Genomic DNA, 20,190 nt, shown 5'->3' on the forward strand with positions numbered 1-20,190 from the left:
GAGGGCACGCGAATGGCACAGGCCATGAAAATCGCGATCGTCGATGATGAACAGGATATGCGACAGTCGATCAGCCAATGGCTGGCGCTGTCTGGCTATGACACGGAAACCTTTGCCAGCGCAGAAGATGCGTTGAAGGTGTTGGGAGCAGAATATCCCGGCATCGTCATCTCGGATATCAAAATGCCGGGCATGGATGGGATGCAGTTCCTCAAGAAACTTATGGGCAGCGATTCCGCGCTACCGGTGATCATGATCACCGGCCATGGCGATGTGCCGATGGCGGTTGAAGCGATGCGGGTTGGGGCGTTCGACTTTCTGGAAAAACCCTTCAATCCCGATCGCATGTCAGAATTGGCCAAGCGCGCTACCGGAGCACGACGCCTGACGCTCGACAATCGGGTTTTGCGACGTGAGCTATCCGATGGCAGCACCATCATGAAGAAACTCATCGGCTCCAGCCCGGTAATGGAACGCCTACGTGAGGATATTCTTGACCTCGGGCAGGCCGATGGCCATGTGCTGATCGACGGTGAGACCGGCACAGGTAAGACGCTGGTCGCTCATGCGCTGCACGCCGTAGGTAGCCGCGCCGGTAAGAAGTTCGTTTTGGTATCCTGTGCTGCGCTGGAGGAGGAAACTCTGACCAAGCGGCTTTTTGGACCAATGCAGCCGGAAGACAGCTCGCTGCCCGCAATCGAAGAGGCGCGTGGTGGCACGCTGGTGCTGGAAGATGTGGAAGCACTGAGCGAGACGCTACAAGCCAAACTCCTGAGCGTCATCAACGAACAGGGTATTCCCGGTGAAACCCGTATTGTTGCAATCTCAAACTTGCAAGAAGCGGGCAAAACCTGCGAAGATGCGTTGCGTCCGGATCTGTTCTATCGTTTGGCTGCTTTGCGCATCACAGTTCCGCCGCTGCGCCAGCGCGGTGAGGACATCCTGACGCTGTTTACTCGCCTGTCCGAGCAGTTCTCCGAGGAGTACGGCTGCGCCGCACCTCAGGTCAGCGCGCAGGAGGCAGCTCAGCTGCTTCAGGCTCCATGGCCAGGCAATGTTCGTCAATTGATCAACATTGCCGAACGGGCAGTTCTGCAGTCGCGTCGCGGCTCTGGAACTATTGCTTCGCTGCTGATGTCTGATCACGAGGACATGCAGCCGGTGATGACCACCGAAGGCAAACCGCTGAAGGAATATGTTGAAGCTTTCGAGCGGATGCTGATCGACAACACCATGCGACGGCACAAGGGCTCCATCGCCAGCGTTATGGATGAGCTATGCCTGCCGCGTCGGACGCTGAATGAAAAGATGGCAAAATACGGCCTGCAACGTTCCGACTATTTGTCCTGACAACAGGCCAGCAGGTTAACCAAGAAAGGGTCGCATCCTCACGGGTGCGGCCTTTGTTGTTTTGCTAACCGAATGTTCATGGTTTTTGGCCTAGGAACCAACAGGATAGTAAATAGATCGCAGGTGTGACGAATGACCATTGTCATTACCTATCCACAGGTCTTATGCTGCCTAGATGGGGATAAGACCACAGTGATCTTACCCTCTCTTGATGAGATTCGCTGCCTTTGTTTTTGTCCGGCAAGATCCGAGAAAGCAAAGTCAGACCGATTTGCCTCGCAGTATTTCGAGGCAGTTTAACACCTGACTGACAAATTTCAGCAGGGATATAATCAGGGCAGGGCGCGGATATTCCCACCTGTCGGAGAAGAAACGCGATGACGCGCGCGAGTGAGAACAGCAGACAGGCAGGAGGGCCGGACAGATGTTCCGGGGCTAACCGCTGTACTGCATGGTCCAATCGCACGCCACAAGACATCGCCCAGACAAGACACCACCCCGATCGTTCACGTCCGCCCGGTAACGGGCCAGATGCGCGCGTGCGCGGTAGGTGCACCAAGGAAACATGGCTAAGAAGATGCTTATTGATGCCACCCACGCGGAAGAGACCCGCGTTGTGGTGGTCGATGGAAACAAGGTTGAGGAATTTGACTTTGAATCCGAAAACAAACGCCAGCTTGCCGGCAATATATATCTCGCAAAAGTAACCCGCGTCGAACCATCGCTGCAGGCAGCTTTTGTGGACTATGGCGGCAATCGCCATGGCTTCCTCGCATTTTCGGAAATCCACCCCGACTATTATCAGATCCCTGTCGCCGACCGTGAGGCGTTGATGGAGGAAGAACGTGCCTATGCTGAAGCACAGCGCGCACGCGATGATGAGGAAGATGCCAAGCCTAAGCGCCAACAACGTTCGCGTCGCAGCCGTACCAAGGCTGCGGATGTAAAATCTGCTGATGTCGTCGAAACAAAGGACGTCAGCCCTGAGGCGACTGGCACGGGCGCTGATATCGCTGGTATGGAAACTATCGACCTGACGGATGAGACTCCTGCAGTCGAAACCAATACGGCTGACGCTTCCGAGACAGTCGTTGCAGAAGATGCCCAGACAACAGATGCCCAGACATCCAGCGCTGAACCGGTGGCTGATGAGGCTGTATCCGACGTCCCCGAGGCGCCAGAAGAACAGGCACCTGTTGAGGCTGCGGAAACCACTGAAGACGCCACCGCTGATACTGCTGAAGCACAGGATGCGGGCGACGCTCAGGATGTAAAAGCCGAAGATGCAACAGCAGAAGATGCATCCGAAGTTGATACGGATGATGACAGCGCCGAAGCCGATGCCGGGGCTGATGCAACTTCTAAGGATGAAAACATCGAGTCTGTCGCAGATGAAGACGACAGCGAAGATATCCGTCCAGTGCGCAAACCGCGCCCACGTCGCTACAAGATTCAGGAAGTTATCAAAGTACGTCAGGTCCTGCTGGTGCAGGTCGTGAAAGAAGAGCGCGGCAACAAGGGTGCCGCGCTGACCACCTATCTGTCTCTGGCTGGCCGCTATTGTGTGCTGATGCCCAACACTGCGCGTGGTGGTGGCATCTCCCGCAAAATTACCAATGCTGCCGACCGTAAAAAACTTAAGGACATCGCTGTCGAACTGGACGTGCCAACCGGCGCGGGCCTGATTGTCCGTACGGCTGGGGCCAAACGTACCAAATCCGAGATCAAGCGTGACTATGAATACCTGCAGCGCCTCTGGGAACAAATCCGCGAGCTGACGCTGAAATCTATCGCGCCTGCGAAGATTTATGAAGAAGGCGATCTGATCAAACGGTCGATCCGCGATCTTTACAGCCGCGAGATTGATGAGGTGCTGGTAGAAGGCGAACGCGGTTATCGTATCGCCAAGGACTTCATGAAAATGATCATGCCGTCCCACGCTAAAAACGTGAAAAACTATCAGGATCAACTGCCGCTGTTTGCTCGCTTCCAGGTCGAAAGCTACCTGGGTGCGATGTTCAACCCGACGGTACAGTTGAAATCCGGTGGTTACATCGTGATTGGTGTGACCGAAGCGCTGGTCGCTATCGATGTGAACTCTGGTCGGGCTACCAAAGAAGGCTCGATCGAAGAAACCGCACTTAAGACCAACCTTGAGGCCGCCGAAGAAGTGGCGCGCCAGTTGCGTCTGCGTGACCTTGCCGGTCTCATCGTCATCGACTTCATCGACATGGACGAGCGCAAGAATAACGCCGCCGTCGAAAAACGGATGAAGGACAAGCTGAAGACCGATCGCGCGCGCATTCAGGTGGGCCGTATCTCTGGTTTCGGCCTGATGGAGATGTCGCGACAGCGCCTGCGTCCGGGGATGATTGAGGCGACAACAGCGCCTTGCCCGCATTGTCACGGTACAGGTCTTATTCGTTCGGATGACTCACTGGCGCTGTCTATTCTGCGTCAGATCGAGGAGGAGGGCACCCGCCGTCGCTCCCGTGAGGTGCTGGTTCGCTGTCCCGTTGGCATTGCGAACTATCTGATGAACCAGAAACGCGAACATATCGCCCAGATCGAAACTCGCTATGGTCTTTCGGTGCGGATCGAGGGTGACCCGCATCTGGTGAGCCCTGACTTCTCGCTTGAAAAATTCAAGACTGCATCTCGTGTGGTGCCTGTCGCTGTAGCCCCGGTTGTTTCTGTCGACACCTCGATCATGGACCAGGTCGATGCGGAAGAGGCCAACGAAGACCTTGATGAGGCTGAGGCTGACACCAACGATGCCGATACTGCAGAGGCGCAGTCGGCAGCTGAGGATGGCGAGGGTGACAACAAGCCCAAGCGTAAACGTCGTCGTCGGCGGCGGCGGAAGTCCTCCGGTGGCGAGGGTGAAGACACAAATGGCGACGCGCAGGCGGATGCAACAGCTGACGATCAGCAGGCCGCTGACGCGGCTGAAGGCGAGGCTACCGAAGCTGAAGGCGCCAAAGCGGATGACGCGGATGGCAAAGAGTCCACTCCGGAGGGCGAAGGCGAGGTGAAGAAACGCACGCGCACACGCTCGCGGTCGCGCAGTCGCAAGAAGAAGACGGATGATGTCGTAGCGGCGGATGCCGACACCATATCGGCGACACCCGATGCGCATGCAGAGCCTGCGGCCGATACTCCAGCAACGGAGGTTGCAGCTGAGACGTCCGCAGAGGCACCAGCCGAGGTCGCATCAGATCTGGTAACGCCGTTCAATGGCGAAGCCGTTCCGGAAGAGGCCAAAGTTGTAGAAGCCGTGTCTGAGAAGGAACAACTTGAGCCGGAGATTTCCGTGCAGGTGTCTGCTGATGAAGCGCCTGCAGAGCCGGTAAAAGACCCTGAACCTGTTAAGGCTGAGGAGATCAAGGCGGACGAGGCAACAGCCAGGGACATAGCCGTTGATCAGGTCGAGGCTCCGGCTGAGACTGCTGCGGAGCAACCTGCTGATGAAGCGACAGTAGACGTCGTCGTGGAAGAGGCCGAAAGAACGCCGGAACCTGCACTTGCGGTAGCAGAACCCGAACCGGTGAGCCCGCCAAAGCCTAAGCGGCGTGGTTGGTGGTCGGTTGGCAGCTGATCGGTAATTCTTGAAAAGGCGGGCGCATAGCCCGCCTTTTTCATGTGTGGCAGTACAGGACCTCAGAGGGCAGGTATGCAGTCGGATCGTTTCCAAACAGACCAACTACTACAAGAGTTGCTGGCTGCGGAAACAGCAGTCTGGAGGGCATTGCAACAGGGAGATGTCGCCGCAGATTGTGCCGCCCTGCACACGGACTTTCTAGGCGTCTATCCTAGTGGGTTCGCTGGGCGTGATGATCACACAGATCAGCTGGAGCAGGGACCTTCAATTGCCCAATTCGCTATTGAGCAGGCAAGGGTTCTGTCATTGGGACCCGACTGCGCGTTACTGGCCTATCGCGCGACGTATCGGCGCATAAGTCGACCGGTCGACCAGAATAAGGCAGATCAGAACAAGGATGTAAGCGAAGAGTCAGCAATGTACGTCAGCTCAATTTGGCGACGTGAAGACGGTGTCTGGATCAATATCTTCAGTCAGGACACTAAGGCTCTGCCAGAGGGGCTGCCTAACCCGCTGCCTTAAGTGCGCCGGAACTAGATCATAGACAACCTGTCTATCGGTTCCCCTAACCACCCTTGCGGATCAAATAGATCTGATGCATCGGTAGGTTTTGGATCTCGAGAAGTTCATGACCTGCCTCGTGGCAGAAATGCGGGATATCCACTACCGCTGCCGGGTCATCTGCGTGTACTTCCAATACCATGCCAGAGGTCAATGGTTTCAGTCGTTTACGTGCCTTCAGCACGGGGAGTGGGCAGAGCAGCCCGATGGCGTCTAGTGTCTCGTTCGTGTCATTCATGACTTGCAGATAATCCGCTTGTTTCATCCTGTCCACAAGGTTGTGACTGATGCCCCCCGTGACCTTTCTAAAAGCCTGGTCTAAGGGTTAGGCATGTTTGGTATTGAAATCATCGACGCAGGGCTGATCCCTGCCATGCTGGTGGCACTGATGGCTGGATTGGTCAGCTTTCTGTCACCCTGTGTGCTGCCCATCGTGCCACCCTATTTGGCCTATATGAGCGGCGTTTCCATTGGCGAAATTCAAGACACCGCGCAGGCACGGCGAAAGGCTATTATTGCCGCGCTGTTCTTTGTAATGGGCCTGTCCACGGTGTTTCTGCTACTAGGGTTCACGGCCTCTGCGTTCGGCGCTTTTGTTCTGCAAAATCAGGAACTTTTTGCGCAGGTTTCAGGTGTTGTTGTCATTATCTTTGGCCTGCATTTCTTATCGGTGTTTCGCATCCCGCTGCTGGACCGCGAGGCACGGATGGATACCGATCAATCTGGTGGCTCGGCGATTGGGGCCTATGTGTTGGGGCTGGCCTTTGCGTTTGGCTGGACACCCTGCATTGGCCCGCAGCTTGGCGCCATCCTGTCGCTGGCAGCAACCGAGGCTTCGGTAGCGCGCGGCACGCTTTTGTTGGGGATCTATGCGCTTGGCCTGGGGGTTCCCTTCCTGTTGGCCGCAGTCTTCCTCACGCGCTCCATGGTGCTGATGAACCGGATTAAACCCTACATGGGAATTATCGAGAAATTTATGGGCGGACTGCTGATCTTTGTCGGTTTCATGCTGGTCACCGGCTTGTTTTCTGAATTCTCTTTCTGGCTCTTGGAGACGTTCCCGGCGCTGGCCACTCTTGGCTGATCAGTTTGTTTGGCCAACGCCTGTCGTGGTGGCTGGCCAGATCGCAATCACCCACTAAAGCCCCGCCCGGTATATGTTCCGGCGGGGCTTACGCTTTTGCAACCGCGCGGCTAAGCTGTTCATAATATAAACAGGCAGAACGGGTCGTGCAGTCCGTGCAAGAGCGTATCAAGAAGACTTCCACAGCACCGGAGAGCGGGATGAGCGCAGGCCGAACGCCACAAGGCGACGGGCAGGGTCCTTTGGTGCGCCGACGCAAAGTGTTCTATATTCCGGGCTATGACCCGATGCCGCCGCGTCGTTACCGCGAATTATATCGAACGGAAGGCGCTGAACAGGCGAGGATTTCCGGTTATGAGCTCGCCCTCTCGCCGCGGTCGGGTAGGGATAAGACCAGTGATGGCGCACTAGGTTTTGGCTGGCAGGTCACTGCCCAGATTGATGGTCATGAGACCAGGAGCGATGTCGAGGTGTTGGTCTGGTCCGATATCGTGCAGGGCAGTATGGCCCCGACCATTGCCCAGACCTATTGGCAAATGGTCCGCACGGCATGGATCTATATCTCGACCGGGACATTGCGGCGATTGATGTGGTTGCGCAAAGGCCCGGTGATTGCTGCGCTTTACCCGGTCGGCATGCTTTTGCTTCAGGCGGTTCTGGCATTTGTCGTGGCGCTGTTGATAGCGCAGATTGGGCAGGCGGGAGTTAACCAGCTTGGTTTTACATCGGACATGGTAGATGCCGCAACGGCATTCCTGTTCTGGGGAGCGGGGCTTTTTGCGGCTGCGGCGCTGATGCGCTGGTTCCGGCAGCAGGATGGTCGCCTTTTTGCATATTACCTTATGCATGACTATGCTCATTCGGCGGCTCTGCGGGGGGCCTATGCGCCTGAGCTGGAACAACGCATTGCACTATTCGCAGGTGAGATCGCTACCGTGCTTGGCGATCCTGCCTATGATGAGGTGTTGGTCGTTGGTCATTCCTCGGGTGCGCATGTCGGCGTCAGCGTGCTTGCTGATGTCCAGAAAACCGGGCTGGGCGTGCGCCATGCCTCTTTGGGTTTTCTAAGCCTTGGACAAGTCGTGCCAATGGTTTCTTTCTTACCCGAAGCGCATCGCCTACGGCGCGATCTACGCGATCTTGCCGGGCGAGGAGATCTGTGTTGGGTGGATGTGACGGCGCCGGGGGATGGTTGCGCCTTTGCGCTTTGCGATCCGGTGGCAGTTAGCGGTGTGTCTCCGTCTGAAAAACGCTGGCCTCTGGTTGTCTCAGCTGCTTTCACACAGACCCTCAGCCCTGCCCGATGGGCCGCTCTGCGCTGGCGGTTTTTCCGACTGCATTTCCAATATCTCTGCGCTTTTGATCAGCCGGGGGAGTATGATTACTTTCAGATTACGGCGGGCCCGCACACATTAGAAAGTCGCTATCGCAATCGTAAACCGTCACGCTCACGGATCGACGTGACGGCTTCCAAATACACTTCGGTCGGTGATTGATGGAAGACGTTTCAAATGAAGCGGTGGCAGCTAAGGTGGCCCGAACAGGCACCGATGCCGGACCCATTGCTAAGCAGGTGATCCCGCCCAAGCCTGCAGCCCGGTCCGCAAAAGTCTCGCTATGGCGTTACTTGCGGCTGTTTCGTGCCGATTTGCTGTCGGCACAACCGGCGAAACTCTACCGCGCCTGGATGGCGGAGTTTCGCACGCCCTTCTTTCGCTCGTATCTGGTGAACCAACCTGATCTTGTTGACACGGTACTTAAGCAGCAACCGGATGCGTTTCCCAAGTCCAACCGCATTAGTGAGGGGCTCCGGCCGCTTTTGGGGAACTCTGTTTTCCTTACCAACGGCGAGATCTGGAAACGCCAGCGTCGGATTATTGATCCGGCATTTGAGGGCGGCCGGCTACGTCAGGTCTACCCAGCCATGTACGCCGCTGCTGAGGCCGCTATCACGAGGCTATCCGGGCAGTTGGCGGGGATGCCAGATCAACCAATCGAGATTGAAGCCGAAACCTCTCACGCCGCAGCTGATGTTATTTTTCGTACGCTGTTTTCGATCCCGATAGAGCATCATGTGGCACAGGAGGTCTTTGACCGGTTTCGCGCTTATCAGCAAAGCCAGCCAATCCTGAACCTTGCTGCCTTTGTGCCGTTACCGCGATGGGTACCGCGCTTTCATCGGCCTGCCACACGCCAAAACGCGGCCCGGATCCGGGCCCTGATCACCGACCTAACGCAACGACGTATGCAAGCCATTGATGCGGGGCTGGCACCCGATGATTTGGCGACCAAAATTATGACGACCACGGATCCTGAAACCGGAGAGGTTTTTTCGACCGATGATATGGTCGATCAGGTGGCGATCTTCTTTCTGGCCGGACATGAAACCAGCGCTTCCGCTCTGGCTTGGGCGCTTTATTTGGTGGCGCTTGCACCGAACTGGCAGGATCAGATCGCCAAAGAGGCCTCTGGGCTGTCTTTGGACAGCTTTGCAAACGTCAGTAAGCTGAGGGTCAGCCGAGATGTTTTCCGTGAGGCCCTCAGGCTGTATCCACCGGTTCCGATGATGGTGCGGGAAACCACCTGTCCGCAGCAGTTTCGGGATCGCATTTTGCCAGAAGGCGCGCAAGTTGTCCTCAGTCCTTGGCATCTGCATCGCCACACGCGGCTCTGGGATAATCCCGATGGGTTTGATCCGGGGCGCTGGCAAACGGAGAACGGCAAGACCTGTCAGAGAGACGCTTATATTCCGTTCTCTGCCGGACCACGGGTCTGTACCGGTGCAGGGTTTGCGATGATCGAAGGGCCGCTGATCTTGTCTATGATCCTGCGCCGCTATCGGGTGACGCCAGTGTCTGGCAAAGAACCCGTACCAGTCGCACATCTCACCGTTCGGTCGAAAAACGGTATCTGGCTGCGTCTGACACCCCTTGAGAGCGACGCGCAGCCAGAAAGAGAGCGTTAGTTGGTAAATTTCACCGGCGTGCCTGTTGCATGACGGCAGCCCCAGCTCGTCGGGCAGACTTGGACACCGGTAATGTTGATGCCGATGACAGTGTAGGCCCCGACATTGGCGGCTTCAATTCGCAATTTTTGCTGCGCTTGTGCAACGGCAGGAGCAGGGTGGAAGGCTGTAACCTTCGCAACGGCCGTCTTGATGGGCGGAAGCGAAGTGAAGTTTCCTCCGTTAACAGTTGTCGCCGATATGAGCCTGATTTCATTTACCGGAGTAGCAGAGACCGTGTTCGCCGCGTTGGCCTGTTTCTCAAGCTGAGATGGATAGCTTATTGTATCTGAACAGGCAGAAACTAAGGCCAGTGCTGCAATAAGAGCCAGCGGTTTCATATGAGATCCGCTTTTGATTAATTGATGTGTCTTAAATAGAATTTTGACCCAAACGATCTCTAACGAAAGCCGATCTCTAACGATATTCCGACCTATAATTAGGTGGAATATTGCTTGTCGTTCAATTCGACAAGTTGCGCTCTTAGCCGACGCAAAACATGCAGGCGGATGGCTGACGCTAGACCACAATCCACGCCGCGTGTTTCATCGATTTCAGCAGCCAAATCATTGATCGCACGCCCATCTTCTGCTGCGATTTCGCGGAAGGCCTGCCAGAATTCGTCCTCCAGCGACACCGATGTGCGGTGCCCACGTAGCGTCAAAGAATGTTTCTCGGGGCGGCTATTCATCGTCGCGTTTGTGATCGTCCAACCGTTTCACATCCTGTGCATTACGGGCCTTGTCCAGTTCTTTTTCGGCCTTGGTTCGGCCGAAGGCTACAGAGTTCTGGTCAGCGCGGGCCTTTTTCTCGGCCAGCGCTTTGTTTTTTCTGTACCGGTTCAGATTGACCGGCTCCGCCATCAGCCTTTTGGCCCGATCATGTCTTCGGGACGGACCACGGCATCAAAAGTTGCTTCATCCACGAAACCAAGCGCAATGGCCTCTTCCTTCAGTGTTGTGCCATTCTTATGCGCAGTCTTGGCGACCTTGGTTGCATTGTCATAGCCGATGGTCGGCGCAAGCGCTGTGACCAGCATCAGCGACTCTTTCATCAGCTTCTCAATGCGGGGTTCATTGGCCTCGATGCCCTTTAGCATCCGCTCGGTAAAGCTGTCCGCCGCGTCGCCCAGCAGCTGGATCGATTGCAACAGGTTGTACGACATCATCGGATTGTAGACGTTCAACTCAAAATGCCCCTGGGAGCCTGCAAATGTAATGGCTGCATTGTTGCCCATCACATGTGCTGCGACCTGCGTCAGCGCCTCGGCCTGAGTAGGGTTCACCTTGCCGGGCATAATGGACGAACCGGGCTCGTTCTCAGGCAAGATCAGTTCGCCCAGACCGGAGCGTGGGCCAGAACCAAGAAAGCGGATGTCATTGGCAATTTTGTAGCAGCTTCCGGCAATGGTTGCGAGCGCGCCTGACAGGAATACCATTGCATCATGGGCTGCCAGCGCTTCGAATTTGTTCGGTGCAGTCACAAAGGGCAGGCCGGTGATTTCTGCCATATTGGCAGCCACTTCTTCGCCCCAGCCGTTTTGGGTGTTGAGGCCTGTGCCAACGGCGGTGCCGCCTTGCGCCAGTTCATAAATGCCAGGCATCGCTGCGTCGACCCGCGCCAACCCTTGCCGGATCTGATGTGCATAACCGCCGAATTCCTGGCCGAGAGTCAGGGGCGTGGCATCTTGGGTATGGGTGCGGCCAATCTTGATGATATCCTTGAAGGCCTCTGTCTTGGCCTCAAGCCCTTCGGCCAGTTTGGTCAGGCCGGGCACCAGCACATCGCGCACCGACATCGCGGTAGCAATATGCATCGCGGTCGGGAACGTGTCATTGGAAGACTGCCCCATATTACAGTGGTCATTGGGGTGTACCGGATCTTTAGATCCGATCGTGCCGCCGAGGATTTCGATCGCACGGTTTGCGATAACCTCATTAGAGTTCATGTTGGATTGCGTGCCGGAGCCAGTCTGCCAGACCACCAACGGAAAATTATCATCAAACTTGCCGTCGATCACCTCACCCGCCGCCTGGATGATGGCATCTGCGAGCTTGGTGTCCAATTTGCCCGAGGCCTTGTTTGCCATTGCACAGGCCTGTTTGATCACGCCAAGCCCTCGCACTATGGCGACAGGCTGTTTCTCCCAGCCAATGGGGAAGTTCATGATCGAACGCTGGGTCTGAGCGCCCCAGTACTTGTTGGCGGGGACTTCAAGCGGACCGAAGCTGTCGGTTTCGGTGCGGGTATCGGACATAAGTCTCTCTCCGTCTCAATGATGTCTGTTTGTATGCGTCGGCATGCCGTCTACCCCGAGCAGGGCCACGAGGCAATTGCGCAGTTTCGCGCAGCATAGCCAATCCGGACCCGAGGTATAGAGCCCATTGCAGCATGAACCATTGCGCCGGGCCAGAAGACCGCTAGATTAAGCCGAGACAGACCCCAAATCGAGGATCCGCCGTGTTCACCAACCGCCCCATGTTGCCACGCCTAGACTCTGCGCAGATCGCGCACCTGTGCATCGGGGGTATTGCTGCACTGATGTTGATGGTTGCATTGGGTTTGACCGGGCCGGCAATGGCAGCAGATGTGCGCCCCTTCTTTGGCGACTATGAAGGTTCGTTAGTGGTGCCAAATCCGGATGGTACCGAAGAACACCGAGATGCGACCGTCGAGATTGGCCCGATTTCAGACAGTGAAGACAGTTTCTTTGTTCAGTGGACGACAACCTCACTAAAGAAAGACGGGCGGCGCAAAACCAAATCTTACAATGTTGAATTTCAGGCAACTGAACGTTCGGATATTTTTGCAGCGGCGATGAAACGCAATGTCTTTGGCCATACCGTGCAACTGGACCCGATGAAGGGGGAACCCTATGTCTGGGGCCGCATCGTTGGGGATACACTCACGGTATTTTCCATGTTCATAGGTCCCAACGGTGACTATGAGATGCAGCAATACGACCGGACGTTGGCAGAGGGCGGTCTGGATCTAGTATATTCCTCTCATCGAAACGGCTTCCCGCGTAAGGAACTAAAGACCTTTCTTGAGCGTCACTGATTGTAGCGACTTATCGTTTTAAATATTTTATTTGTAATAGGTTAAGAAGCATTTCTCATGTGGAATTTGCGAACCAGAATAACTGGATTACAAGGTTGAATTCTGGCAGAAGAGTGGCGCGACCCCAAGGTGTCTGGAAGATAGATACCGCCGAGCATGAAAAATGCGCCACATGAGATTATGCGGCGCATCCAGCATAGATCGATTGCGGGTGTTATCCAGCTATTACTTCCGGAAACTGTCTAGCGACACAACGTCGGCCGGTTTCTTGTCTTCCGGGTTTTCATCAACCTCAATCTCGACGTCATCGTCCAGTTCGACGATCATCTCTTCGGCTTCACCGTCTTCTTCTGGCGATTCAAAACGCAGCCCAAATTCGACGGACGGATCAACAAATGTCTTGATGGCGTCGTAGGGAATATACAGCGGTTCTGGTGAATCGCCAAAGTTCAGAGTGATGGCAAAGCCGTCCTCTCCTACATCAAGATTGTCGAACCAGTGCTGCATAACCACGGTCATCTCGCCGGGGTAGCGATCTGACAGCCAGTCAGCCAGTTCCGCATCCGGGTGCGCGGTGTCAAACGTGATGAAGAAATGGTGGTTGCCGGGCAGCCCATGCTCCGCAACCCCATCCAGAACTGAGCGGATTAAGCCACGCATGGCCGAATGCATCAGATTTCCATAATCAATTTCGCGGGACATTCCGATACCCTTAAGCCTCTTTGATTTTAGAATACGGATTTTTACCAGAAACTAAAGGGCCGCTTGTGAGAGATTCATAAATAATTTCTGACACTAGCAGGACGGCGTTGTGATCTGTATCCCGTAAATCCTAGGCTCAGATCACCTGCGAAATGGCCATGCCAAGTGCCGCCATCATTGGCAGAACAATCGCCAATCGACCGCCGCAAACCAAGGACACAACCGGTGCGGCCAAGACCAGCAGAGCCGCGCTGACGTCAAGACTGGCCATGTCCGGCATCATCAGGGTGATGCCGGGCAATTCCATTATCGAGATCTGCTGAAAGAGGACATGCAGCAAAAACCAGACCGACAGGTTAAGGATCACCCCAACGACCGCGGCAGTAATCCCCCGCAGAGCAGCGCCCAGCCTTGGGTGACTGGCAATTCGTTCCACATGCGGAGCGGCCAGAAAGATCCATAGAAAGCACGGCAGAAAGGTCGCCCAGAGCGCAACCACCCCGGCTGCCAGTGCCATCCAGATGCCCGAGGCAAATGCGCCCGCCAGCATGGCTACAAACTGCGTCACCAGGATCAGCGGACCGGGCGTGGTCTCTGCCAATCCCAGCGCGTCAATCATCTGGCCAGTATCGACCCATTGATACTGCGTAACCACAGTTTGCGACATATAGGCCAGCACGGCATAGGCACCACCAAAGGTGACCACTGCCAGTTTGGCAAAGAACCAGCCAATATCGGCCAACAACTGTGGGCCGAACATGCTGAGCGCCCCCAGTGGTAACAGCCACAGTGATCCCCAAATCAACAGCGTTGGCCAGAACCGGCCTTTCGCTACTGCCGGAGTCGCGGTGGTTCCGGTTTCGGTTGGCAGTGCCCGAAGGGCTCCCAGTATACCGGCAATCAGGATCACCAGCGGAAACGGCAATCCAAACAGGAACAACGCAATGAATCCGAAAGCTGCCAACGCCAGATCAATAGTCCCGTGCAGTGCCTTCTTTCCCAGACGCTGCAAAGCTTGCAAGACGATCGCTACAACCGCGGCTTTGATCCCTAGAAATGCTGACTGGACCATCGGTTGCGTACCAAAGCTGACATATAGAAAGACCAATACCCCAGTGACCAAGGCTCCGGGCAGGACGAACAATAGCCCCGCCAGCAACCCGCCAAGTCCACCCCGTAAGCGCCAGCCGGCATAGGTTGCGAGCTGCATCGCCTCTGGCCCCGGCAGCATCATGCAAAACGATAAAGCACGCAGAAACCCGGTTTCACTTAACCAGGAACGATCTTCGACCAATTCTTTGTGCATCAGGGCAATCTGCGCAGCGGGCCCGCCAAAGGACAATAGACCAATGCGGCCAAAGACCCGCAGCAGATCGTTCATAGATTTGCCACCACTCGTAGGCGCGACTTTGGGATCTGTGGAAATCTCGGTCATACGTGCACCACTGGCTGAACGCTGACGTTGTACCACTCTACCCGCATTGTACCAGTGCTCTGCCGGCGCTATAGGGCTGAAAACGAGACTATTACAAAAACATCATGGTGCGACCGGCAGGGCACTATCCGTCATCCGTCCAGTTTAACCGCTCGCCAGTCATACAGATTGGCAGACAGTCTTGTGGTAACTGACCGAGTTGCTCAAACATTGTCATATAGTCAAAGTTTGACTGGAGTTCACGGATCCTGCCGTCCTGCATACGAACGATCAGCTGACCAGAGTAGTCCAAGGCATGATCCTCGCTGCGACCGTAGCCAAGCACTCTCATCCGTATCGCAGCGTAGTCACCGTCATCCAGCGCATGGGTGAGCGTGATATCGAGATCATGAATGATATTGCGAATCGTACCAACAACCTCGCGGTAGTCTTCGGCGACGGCGACAGCGCCATGCAGGGGGCCGTTTACCTCCAGATCGGGGTGCAACATAGGCTCAATACGGTCCAGATTGTGATCAACCCAAACATCATGGAACCATTGAAAGACCCGTTCGCTGTTTTTCATGTATGTCAGGTAAATCCCTTTGGTCTTGATTAGTGGAGAACGCCAGCCATATGGCCGCGTATCTCAGGTGTCAATTTTCGTCTGCGTTGTATTTGGTACCGCTTGCGATATCGGGTGTCCTCGTGATTTAGAACCTAAGCCTGAAGCACAAATGTAAACAACAGTTCAACGGGATTTATTGTTCACTTACAGCGTCTTGTTGATCCATCTTGGCGCGTCGCAACCTGAAGTGAGTGCTGGTAGGGTGCAAATGCTCACGACTGGCATTGTGCTACGTATTTGAACTCGTGCTCATATAGGGTGATCTGCCGTATTAACGACCGTGTTTTGCGCGCAGGCTGTACCGTCAGGGTACGGGACAGGGTTTGAATGCCAGAGGTGTTCGATATTGGACTGAGACGGTGCCAAATGACGATTTGGTACGTCGTGGGCGGCTTCTAGGTCGCGATGTGCGCCGGAATTGGCCGATCAATGTGTCATGAACATACAAACCGACACCCACCGCAATCTTGCCGAGGCACTGACCCCGCTTTCCGCTGGACCCGTCTCGGATGTTCAACCCAGTTTTGAGGACGGGGGATCTCGCCGCTCATCCTGGAAGCTCTGGATGCTGCTTGTCAGCCTCTTGGGTGCAGGAGGCCTATTTATCTGGCGCGGTGACGTACCTGACATTGCGCTACTGCGCGATTGGGGCGGGCGTCAGCCCGAGACCGTCACCGAACAAATTCCAAAAGAAACACGGGCCGCACCGGCATCAGTTTCCGATAGCAACCCCGGTACAAACGGTGGTGTCCGCACGGTTCCAATACGGTCAGCAACGGCCGAGATAACCGGGTCGGGCTATGTCATGGTGCAGGACTATGCGGCTGTTTTCGCAAAATATGAGGGCACCATAACCGGGCTGTTCGTTGAGTTGGGCGACCACGTAACAATTGGCCAAGCGTTGGCAGAGGTCAGTGATCCCGGAGCGCAGTTTGCGCTTCAAACGGCGCTGATCGACCAAGAGTTGGCGCAGCTGCAATTGGAAACTCGCCGTATTGAGGTCGAGCAAGCCAGTCGCGACTATGACCGGCTGACATCCTTGTTCGCAAAAGAGACCGTATCAGAACGGGTGACACAGGACGCAGCCACCGCTTCGAGCTTGGCCAATACCGCTTTGAGCCAAGCGGAACAGGATTTGCGTATGGCAGATTTGAAGGTCCAGATCGCACAGGAACACGTGGACGAGCTGATAATACGCGCACCGGTGTCCGGGATCATTACTCAGCTGTCAGCGCGCATTGGCAACACCGTTCTGGCCCGTGTTGATACCATTCGCGACACTGACAATCTGATGGTGATCACCGACACGGCATCGGTCTATCTCGATGCCGAAGTTGCCGAAACCAATGTGTCGCGTCTGCAAATCGGTTTGACCGGCGAGGCTGTTTTGGACGGTTTCCCAGACCAGCCTTTCGGATTTCGTGTTGCAGGTATTTCACCGGTCGTCTCCGCCGAGAGAGGTACCATTTCGCTGCGTCTCGAGCTTGATGGCCCGCCGGAGGGTATCCGCCCGAACATGGCCGCCCGTATTCGCATCACCTTGGGTGATGCCTGACCGCCCTATCTTTAGAGGAGTAATTCCATGTCCCCATCTCAGAACATGCCCTTTATTCAGCTGAATGCTGTCTCGAAGGGTTTCACCTTCAGCAAAGAGAAGATCCAGATCTTTTCCGATCTGAACCTATCTATCGACACGGGTGAATTCGTGGCGGTGATGGGGCCTTCTGGGTCCGGTAAATCCACAATGCTAAACCTGTTGAGCGGGATTGATGCGCCGGACCAAGGGAGCGTTCGCATCGGCAATTCAAAACTTGAGCAATTGGGCGAAGCGAAGAAATCAAACTGGCGTGCTCATAATGTTGGGATTGTATTTCAGTTCTACAATCTCCTACCGACACTGAACGTCGCTGAAAATATCGAATTGCCGCTGCTGCTCAAGCCTATTGGCCGTGCAGAACGACGGGCACGAGTTGAAAAGATCATTGATCTTGTCGGTCTTTCGGGCCGTGGAAAACAATTGCCATCCAGCATGTCCGGTGGCCAACAGCAGCGTGTCGGCATTGCCCGTGCCATCGTCAGCGATCCACCGCTTTTGCTATGCGACGAGCCTACTGGTGATTTGGACCGAGTTTCGGCAGACGAGGTATTGGAGGTTTTGGGGTTTCTAAATCGCGAACTAAAGAAGACCATCGTCATGGTCACTCATGACCCAGAAGCCGCGACCCATGCAAGCCGCACCCTACATTTGAACAAGGGTCAGTTCGTGGAGAGACAAGAGGTCGCCGCATGACTTTTCTGACACTGGCCAGGCGCAATGCTTGGCGTAAACCGATGCGGACGCTGTTGCTGATATTCTGCATTGCAGTTGCCTTTCTTATTTATGGCCTGACCGCGAGCTTTCTCTCCGGCACACAGGGATCGGCCGGAGCCAATGACGATATACTTGGCGTGATCAATAAATCGGGCCGGGGTCAGACCCTTCCGATTGCGCATCTTCGACGGATCGAAACTGTAGAAGGTGTTGCAGAGGTTACGTATATGTCGCGCCTGCGTGGCTTTAACGAGGTTGAGCGTAACGTCGTGGTCGCCAACGCCGTCGCTGCAGACGAATTTGCCCGGGTCAACGGCGAGAATCTTGGATTAACCCCGGATCTTCTGGCTGCGCTAAAGCAGGGCAGGGACCGTGTTCTGGTCGGTCGGGCGCTTGCAAATGCCCAAGGCTGGAGTGCAGGGCAACGGATCGAAGTCACATCGTTCAATATCATGCAGGACGGGGGCACCCGAAATTGGCGGTTCGAAGTCGGTGGCGTCTTTGAAGGTGCAACCTCAAGTACCGACACATATTTCATGCTGGCGAACTATGATTATGTGAACGCCTTGCGCAGCCGTGATATGGATACGGTCGACGGGTTCATTGTGCAGCCTTTACCTGACGTGCCTGCGAGTGCGTTGGCCTCCCGGATTGACGCGTTGTTTGCCAATACTGGCGCTCCGACACGAACCCAATCCGAAAAACAATTTCTTGAGGCCTTTTTACGCCAATTTGCCGATGTTGAGTTGATCGTGTCTCTAGTGGTGGGCGCTTCGTTTGTGACAATCCTAATGATCGTCATCAATACGATGTTGTTCGCAGTACGCGAACGGACCTTCGAGATCGGCGTTCTCAAGACGTTGGGGTTCACCAACTGGTTCATCGTCGTACTAATACTATGTGAAACTCTGCTTATTTTCATCTTTGGCGGGGCGATCGGGATTGGTTTGACCAAACTCGCAACACAGTTCGCAGGCCCGGCGCTTGGTCTCGTGTTGACCGGCTCTGTTGTTGGCAAATCGGTGGGGATTACATTGCTTCTGGGGGTTGTGACCGGATGTCTTCCCGCAGCCTTGGCGATGCGCACCACAGTTTCTAACGCGTTCAAGGCGAGATAAGCTTATGTTTTTGCAAATCAAACAAGTAAAAGTGATGATCTCCGCCAACTTACGCAGCCTGCCGAGGCGACTGTGGATTTCCCTGTCCATGGTATTGTCTGTAGCGCTCGTTGTTGCGGTGCTTACCGGTTTCTTGGCGATGGCCAAGGGCTTCGAGACGGCGTTGGCCGGAAATGGATCCGCGCGAATAGCGGTGATTTTGGGTGGGGGAACCAATCAAGAAACCAGCTCTGACATTCCGTCAGGGGTTGTTCGTAGTCTGCAAGCGACCTCTGCGGATCTGGGCCTGACGCGTGATGATACAGGTGCTGTGCTATTTTCACGCGAAATAGTTGTACCTGTTGAGATCCAATCTGACGCCAATGGGACCCTCCTGACATTGGCGATGCGTGGCATGGATTTCACGGGCATCGAGCTGAGGAAAAGCGCCGCAGTTGCCGTGGGTCGTAGTTTCACCCCCGGCACCCGCGAAATTGTCGTGGGTCGAGATCTTGCAGCGCGCACAGGTGTTTTTGGGATCGGGGAGCGTGTTCGATTGGGGGCGGTTGACTGGCAGGTCGTCGGGCATTTTGAAGCCGGCGGAGGCGCTATGGAATCCGAAATTTGGGGCGGATTGGAGGCGGTTCAATCTGCCTTTGACCGGATGGGGCAGGTACAAATTCTGCGTGCAAGCCTTGCCGGTTCTGATGGCCTGGAGGTTTTGCAGGCGGCCTTGCCCACATTGTCGCAAACCCCTTTGACCGCCGTGACCGAGGTGCAGTTGCTGTCGGCACAATCGGCGCGCACCTCAACGTTGATCCGTATGTTTGGCTGGCCACTGGCCATCCTGATGTCGATCGGCGCTACAGTCGGGGCGATCAACACTATGATGACGTCGGTGGCCAATAGATCGATGGAGATTGCTACGGTGCGAACCTTAGGCTTTTCTCGGTTGTCAGCATTTGCCGGAACCTGGGTCGAAGCCGTCGTGCTGTCTGCTTTCGGAGCGCTGCTCGGGGCCGTTGCGTCTTGGTTGGTGTTCAATGGCTGGCAGGCAAGTACGGTTGGCCCGAATAATACGACCACCGCGTTTCAGCTTGAAGTCTCACTCAATGTCCTTCGGGATGGAGCGCTGCTGGGGGTCGCCATTGGTATGGTCGGTGGCGCATTGCCGGCCTTATCTGCGACGCGGGTCAAACTTGCATCTGCCCTGCGATCTGCTGGCTAGCCCGCCTTCTACATCGTTACGGATCAACTGTGCCGGCTCCCATTTTGGGGGTCGGTTTCTTTTTGCCAGCAGAATAGATCGATACTCTAACCAAGAATATGGGCCGCATATGCTGATTGTATACGGCCTGGGATCTGACATAGAGCGCTG

Annotated in this window: 19 protein-coding genes; 11 read left to right on the top strand and 8 right to left on the bottom strand. The window is 55.4% G+C overall.

The genetic code is table 11. The features are described from left to right. Nucleotides 1-12: 12 nt before the first annotated feature. The 3 genes from ACEWZM_RS17450 to ACEWZM_RS17460 all read left to right on the top strand — a co-directional run bounded on the left by ACEWZM_RS17450 (nt 13) and on the right by ACEWZM_RS17460 (nt 5,473). A complete protein-coding gene (locus ACEWZM_RS17450; RefSeq protein ID WP_414007648.1) occupies nt 13-1,350 on the top strand; it encodes a sigma-54-dependent transcriptional regulator in 1,338 nt (445 codons plus the stop codon). A 565-nt stretch (nt 1,351-1,915) separates the two neighbouring features. Then, nucleotides 1,916-4,948 carry an Rne/Rng family ribonuclease gene (locus ACEWZM_RS17455; RefSeq protein ID WP_414007649.1) on the top strand — a complete coding sequence of 1,011 codons (3,033 nt, stop codon included), beginning with the start codon at nt 1,916-1,918 and terminating at the stop codon, nt 4,946-4,948. A gap of 75 nt (nt 4,949-5,023) precedes the next feature. Beyond that, complete coding sequence (locus tag ACEWZM_RS17460) at nt 5,024-5,473, top strand: DUF4440 domain-containing protein (protein WP_414007650.1); 450 nt, start codon at nt 5,024-5,026, stop codon at nt 5,471-5,473. 43 nt (nt 5,474-5,516) lie between these two features. Here the strand turns inward: ACEWZM_RS17460 and ACEWZM_RS17465 are convergent, their stop codons facing one another. Beyond that, the gene (locus ACEWZM_RS17465) at nt 5,517-5,750 is read right to left on the bottom strand and encodes a sulfurtransferase TusA family protein (RefSeq protein ID WP_414007651.1); all 234 of its coding nucleotides are present in this window, start codon (nt 5,748-5,750) and stop codon (nt 5,517-5,519) included. A 93-nt stretch (nt 5,751-5,843) separates the two neighbouring features. Between ACEWZM_RS17465 and ACEWZM_RS17470 the strand changes: the two genes are divergently transcribed. The 3 genes from ACEWZM_RS17470 (at nt 5,844) to ACEWZM_RS17480 (ending at nt 9,561) form a co-directional block, all read left to right on the top strand. Continuing rightward, nucleotides 5,844-6,596, top strand: a complete 753-nt coding sequence (locus ACEWZM_RS17470) for a cytochrome c biogenesis CcdA family protein (RefSeq protein WP_414007652.1) — start codon at nt 5,844-5,846, stop codon at nt 6,594-6,596. A gap of 200 nt (nt 6,597-6,796) precedes the next feature. Beyond that, nucleotides 6,797-8,092, top strand: coding sequence for a hypothetical protein (locus ACEWZM_RS17475; RefSeq protein WP_414007653.1), 1,296 nt, complete (start codon nt 6,797-6,799; stop codon nt 8,090-8,092). Beyond that, nucleotides 8,092-9,561: a cytochrome P450 gene (locus tag ACEWZM_RS17480; protein WP_414007654.1), complete on the top strand. Its 1,470-nt coding sequence runs from the start codon at nt 8,092-8,094 to the stop codon at nt 9,559-9,561. The genes ACEWZM_RS17475 and ACEWZM_RS17480 overlap by 1 nt, the downstream gene beginning before the upstream one ends. On the opposite strand, the gene ACEWZM_RS17485 is transcribed toward ACEWZM_RS17480, so the two are convergent. The 4 genes from ACEWZM_RS17485 to fumC all read right to left on the bottom strand — a co-directional run bounded on the left by ACEWZM_RS17485 (nt 9,558) and on the right by fumC (nt 11,857). Then, nucleotides 9,558-9,941, bottom strand: a complete 384-nt coding sequence (locus ACEWZM_RS17485; protein WP_414007655.1) for a hypothetical protein — start codon at nt 9,939-9,941, stop codon at nt 9,558-9,560. The two genes, ACEWZM_RS17480 and ACEWZM_RS17485, sit on opposite strands and share 4 nt — an antisense overlap. A 98-nt stretch (nt 9,942-10,039) precedes the next feature. Beyond that, complete coding sequence (locus tag ACEWZM_RS17490; RefSeq protein WP_414007656.1) at nt 10,040-10,291, bottom strand: ribbon-helix-helix domain-containing protein; 252 nt, start codon at nt 10,289-10,291, stop codon at nt 10,040-10,042. Further along, nucleotides 10,284-10,463 carry a DUF4169 family protein gene (locus tag ACEWZM_RS17495; protein ID WP_414007657.1) on the bottom strand — a complete coding sequence of 60 codons (180 nt, stop codon included), beginning with the start codon at nt 10,461-10,463 and terminating at the stop codon, nt 10,284-10,286. The genes ACEWZM_RS17490 and ACEWZM_RS17495 overlap by 8 nt, the downstream gene beginning before the upstream one ends. Then, nucleotides 10,463-11,857, bottom strand: a complete 1,395-nt coding sequence (gene fumC / locus ACEWZM_RS17500; protein ID WP_414007658.1) for a class II fumarate hydratase — start codon at nt 11,855-11,857, stop codon at nt 10,463-10,465. The genes ACEWZM_RS17495 and fumC overlap by 1 nt, the downstream gene beginning before the upstream one ends. Nucleotides 11,858-12,078: 221 nt before the next feature. Here fumC and ACEWZM_RS17505 point away from each other — a divergent pair, with 221 nt between their 5' ends. Beyond that, complete coding sequence (locus ACEWZM_RS17505) at nt 12,079-12,660, top strand: hypothetical protein (protein WP_414008074.1); 582 nt, start codon at nt 12,079-12,081, stop codon at nt 12,658-12,660. Between the two features lie 225 nt (nt 12,661-12,885). Here ACEWZM_RS17505 and ACEWZM_RS17510 read toward each other — a convergent pair whose 3' ends face one another. The 3 genes from ACEWZM_RS17510 to ACEWZM_RS17520 form a co-directional block, all read right to left on the bottom strand. Continuing rightward, nucleotides 12,886-13,362, bottom strand: a complete 477-nt coding sequence (locus tag ACEWZM_RS17510) for an SspB family protein (RefSeq protein ID WP_414007659.1) — start codon at nt 13,360-13,362, stop codon at nt 12,886-12,888. Between the two features lie 136 nt (nt 13,363-13,498). Beyond that, nucleotides 13,499-14,797 (bottom strand): chromate efflux transporter, encoded by a 1,299-nt coding sequence (gene chrA / locus ACEWZM_RS17515; RefSeq protein ID WP_414007660.1) that lies wholly within the window; start codon nt 14,795-14,797, stop codon nt 13,499-13,501. Between the two features lie 124 nt (nt 14,798-14,921). Further along, complete coding sequence (locus ACEWZM_RS17520) at nt 14,922-15,362, bottom strand: ester cyclase (RefSeq protein WP_414007661.1); 441 nt, start codon at nt 15,360-15,362, stop codon at nt 14,922-14,924. A 478-nt stretch (nt 15,363-15,840) separates the two neighbouring features. Here ACEWZM_RS17520 and ACEWZM_RS17525 point away from each other — a divergent pair, with 478 nt between their 5' ends. Genes ACEWZM_RS17525 through ACEWZM_RS17540 form a run of 4 tightly spaced genes read left to right on the top strand, consistent with a single transcriptional unit; the run spans nt 15,841 to nt 20,040 of the window. Then, nucleotides 15,841-16,959 carry an efflux RND transporter periplasmic adaptor subunit gene (locus tag ACEWZM_RS17525; protein ID WP_414007662.1) on the top strand — a complete coding sequence of 373 codons (1,119 nt, stop codon included), beginning with the start codon at nt 15,841-15,843 and terminating at the stop codon, nt 16,957-16,959. Between the two features lie 27 nt (nt 16,960-16,986). Further along, on the top strand, nt 16,987-17,694 hold the full coding sequence (locus ACEWZM_RS17530) for an ABC transporter ATP-binding protein (protein ID WP_414007663.1): 708 nt from the start codon (nt 16,987-16,989) through the stop codon (nt 17,692-17,694). Beyond that, complete coding sequence (locus tag ACEWZM_RS17535; protein WP_414007664.1) at nt 17,691-18,833, top strand: ABC transporter permease; 1,143 nt, start codon at nt 17,691-17,693, stop codon at nt 18,831-18,833. Before ACEWZM_RS17530 ends, ACEWZM_RS17535 begins: the two co-directional genes overlap by 4 nt. A gap of 4 nt (nt 18,834-18,837) precedes the next feature. After that, on the top strand, nt 18,838-20,040 hold the full coding sequence (locus ACEWZM_RS17540) for an ABC transporter permease (protein WP_414007665.1): 1,203 nt from the start codon (nt 18,838-18,840) through the stop codon (nt 20,038-20,040). The last annotated feature ends 150 nt before the right edge of the window (nt 20,041-20,190 follow it).

The organism is Phaeobacter cretensis (genome assembly GCF_047372505.1).
GTDB classification, from domain to species: Bacteria; Pseudomonadota; Alphaproteobacteria; order Rhodobacterales; family Rhodobacteraceae; genus Phaeobacter; species Phaeobacter cretensis.

Excerpts from the sequence above, each read along its gene's own strand:
- ACEWZM_RS17520 (WP_414007661.1), bottom strand. The coding sequence starts at position 15,362 with ATGAAAAACAGCGAACGGGTCTTTCAATGGTTCCATGATGTTTGGGTT.
- ACEWZM_RS17480 (WP_414007654.1), top strand. The coding sequence starts at position 8,092 with ATGGAAGACGTTTCAAATGAAGCGGTGGCAGCTAAGGTGGCCCGAACA.
- ACEWZM_RS17465 (WP_414007651.1), bottom strand. The coding sequence starts at position 5,750 with ATGAATGACACGAACGAGACACTAGACGCCATCGGGCTGCTCTGCCCA.
- chrA (WP_414007660.1), bottom strand. The coding sequence starts at position 14,797 with ATGACCGAGATTTCCACAGATCCCAAAGTCGCGCCTACGAGTGGTGGC.
- ACEWZM_RS17455 (WP_414007649.1), top strand. The coding sequence starts at position 1,916 with ATGGCTAAGAAGATGCTTATTGATGCCACCCACGCGGAAGAGACCCGC.
- ACEWZM_RS17540 (WP_414007665.1), top strand. The coding sequence starts at position 18,838 with ATGTTTTTGCAAATCAAACAAGTAAAAGTGATGATCTCCGCCAACTTA.
- ACEWZM_RS17490 (WP_414007656.1), bottom strand. The coding sequence starts at position 10,291 with ATGAATAGCCGCCCCGAGAAACATTCTTTGACGCTACGTGGGCACCGC.
- ACEWZM_RS17535 (WP_414007664.1), top strand. The coding sequence starts at position 17,691 with ATGACTTTTCTGACACTGGCCAGGCGCAATGCTTGGCGTAAACCGATG.
- ACEWZM_RS17460 (WP_414007650.1), top strand. The coding sequence starts at position 5,024 with ATGCAGTCGGATCGTTTCCAAACAGACCAACTACTACAAGAGTTGCTG.
- ACEWZM_RS17530 (WP_414007663.1), top strand. The coding sequence starts at position 16,987 with ATGTCCCCATCTCAGAACATGCCCTTTATTCAGCTGAATGCTGTCTCG.
- ACEWZM_RS17475 (WP_414007653.1), top strand. The coding sequence starts at position 6,797 with ATGAGCGCAGGCCGAACGCCACAAGGCGACGGGCAGGGTCCTTTGGTG.
- ACEWZM_RS17470 (WP_414007652.1), top strand. The coding sequence starts at position 5,844 with ATGTTTGGTATTGAAATCATCGACGCAGGGCTGATCCCTGCCATGCTG.
- fumC (WP_414007658.1), bottom strand. The coding sequence starts at position 11,857 with ATGTCCGATACCCGCACCGAAACCGACAGCTTCGGTCCGCTTGAAGTC.
- ACEWZM_RS17510 (WP_414007659.1), bottom strand. The coding sequence starts at position 13,362 with ATGTCCCGCGAAATTGATTATGGAAATCTGATGCATTCGGCCATGCGT.
- ACEWZM_RS17495 (WP_414007657.1), bottom strand. The coding sequence starts at position 10,463 with ATGGCGGAGCCGGTCAATCTGAACCGGTACAGAAAAAACAAAGCGCTG.
- ACEWZM_RS17450 (WP_414007648.1), top strand. The coding sequence starts at position 13 with ATGGCACAGGCCATGAAAATCGCGATCGTCGATGATGAACAGGATATG.
- ACEWZM_RS17485 (WP_414007655.1), bottom strand. The coding sequence starts at position 9,941 with ATGAAACCGCTGGCTCTTATTGCAGCACTGGCCTTAGTTTCTGCCTGT.
- ACEWZM_RS17505 (WP_414008074.1), top strand. The coding sequence starts at position 12,079 with ATGTTGCCACGCCTAGACTCTGCGCAGATCGCGCACCTGTGCATCGGG.
- ACEWZM_RS17525 (WP_414007662.1), top strand. The coding sequence starts at position 15,841 with ATGAACATACAAACCGACACCCACCGCAATCTTGCCGAGGCACTGACC.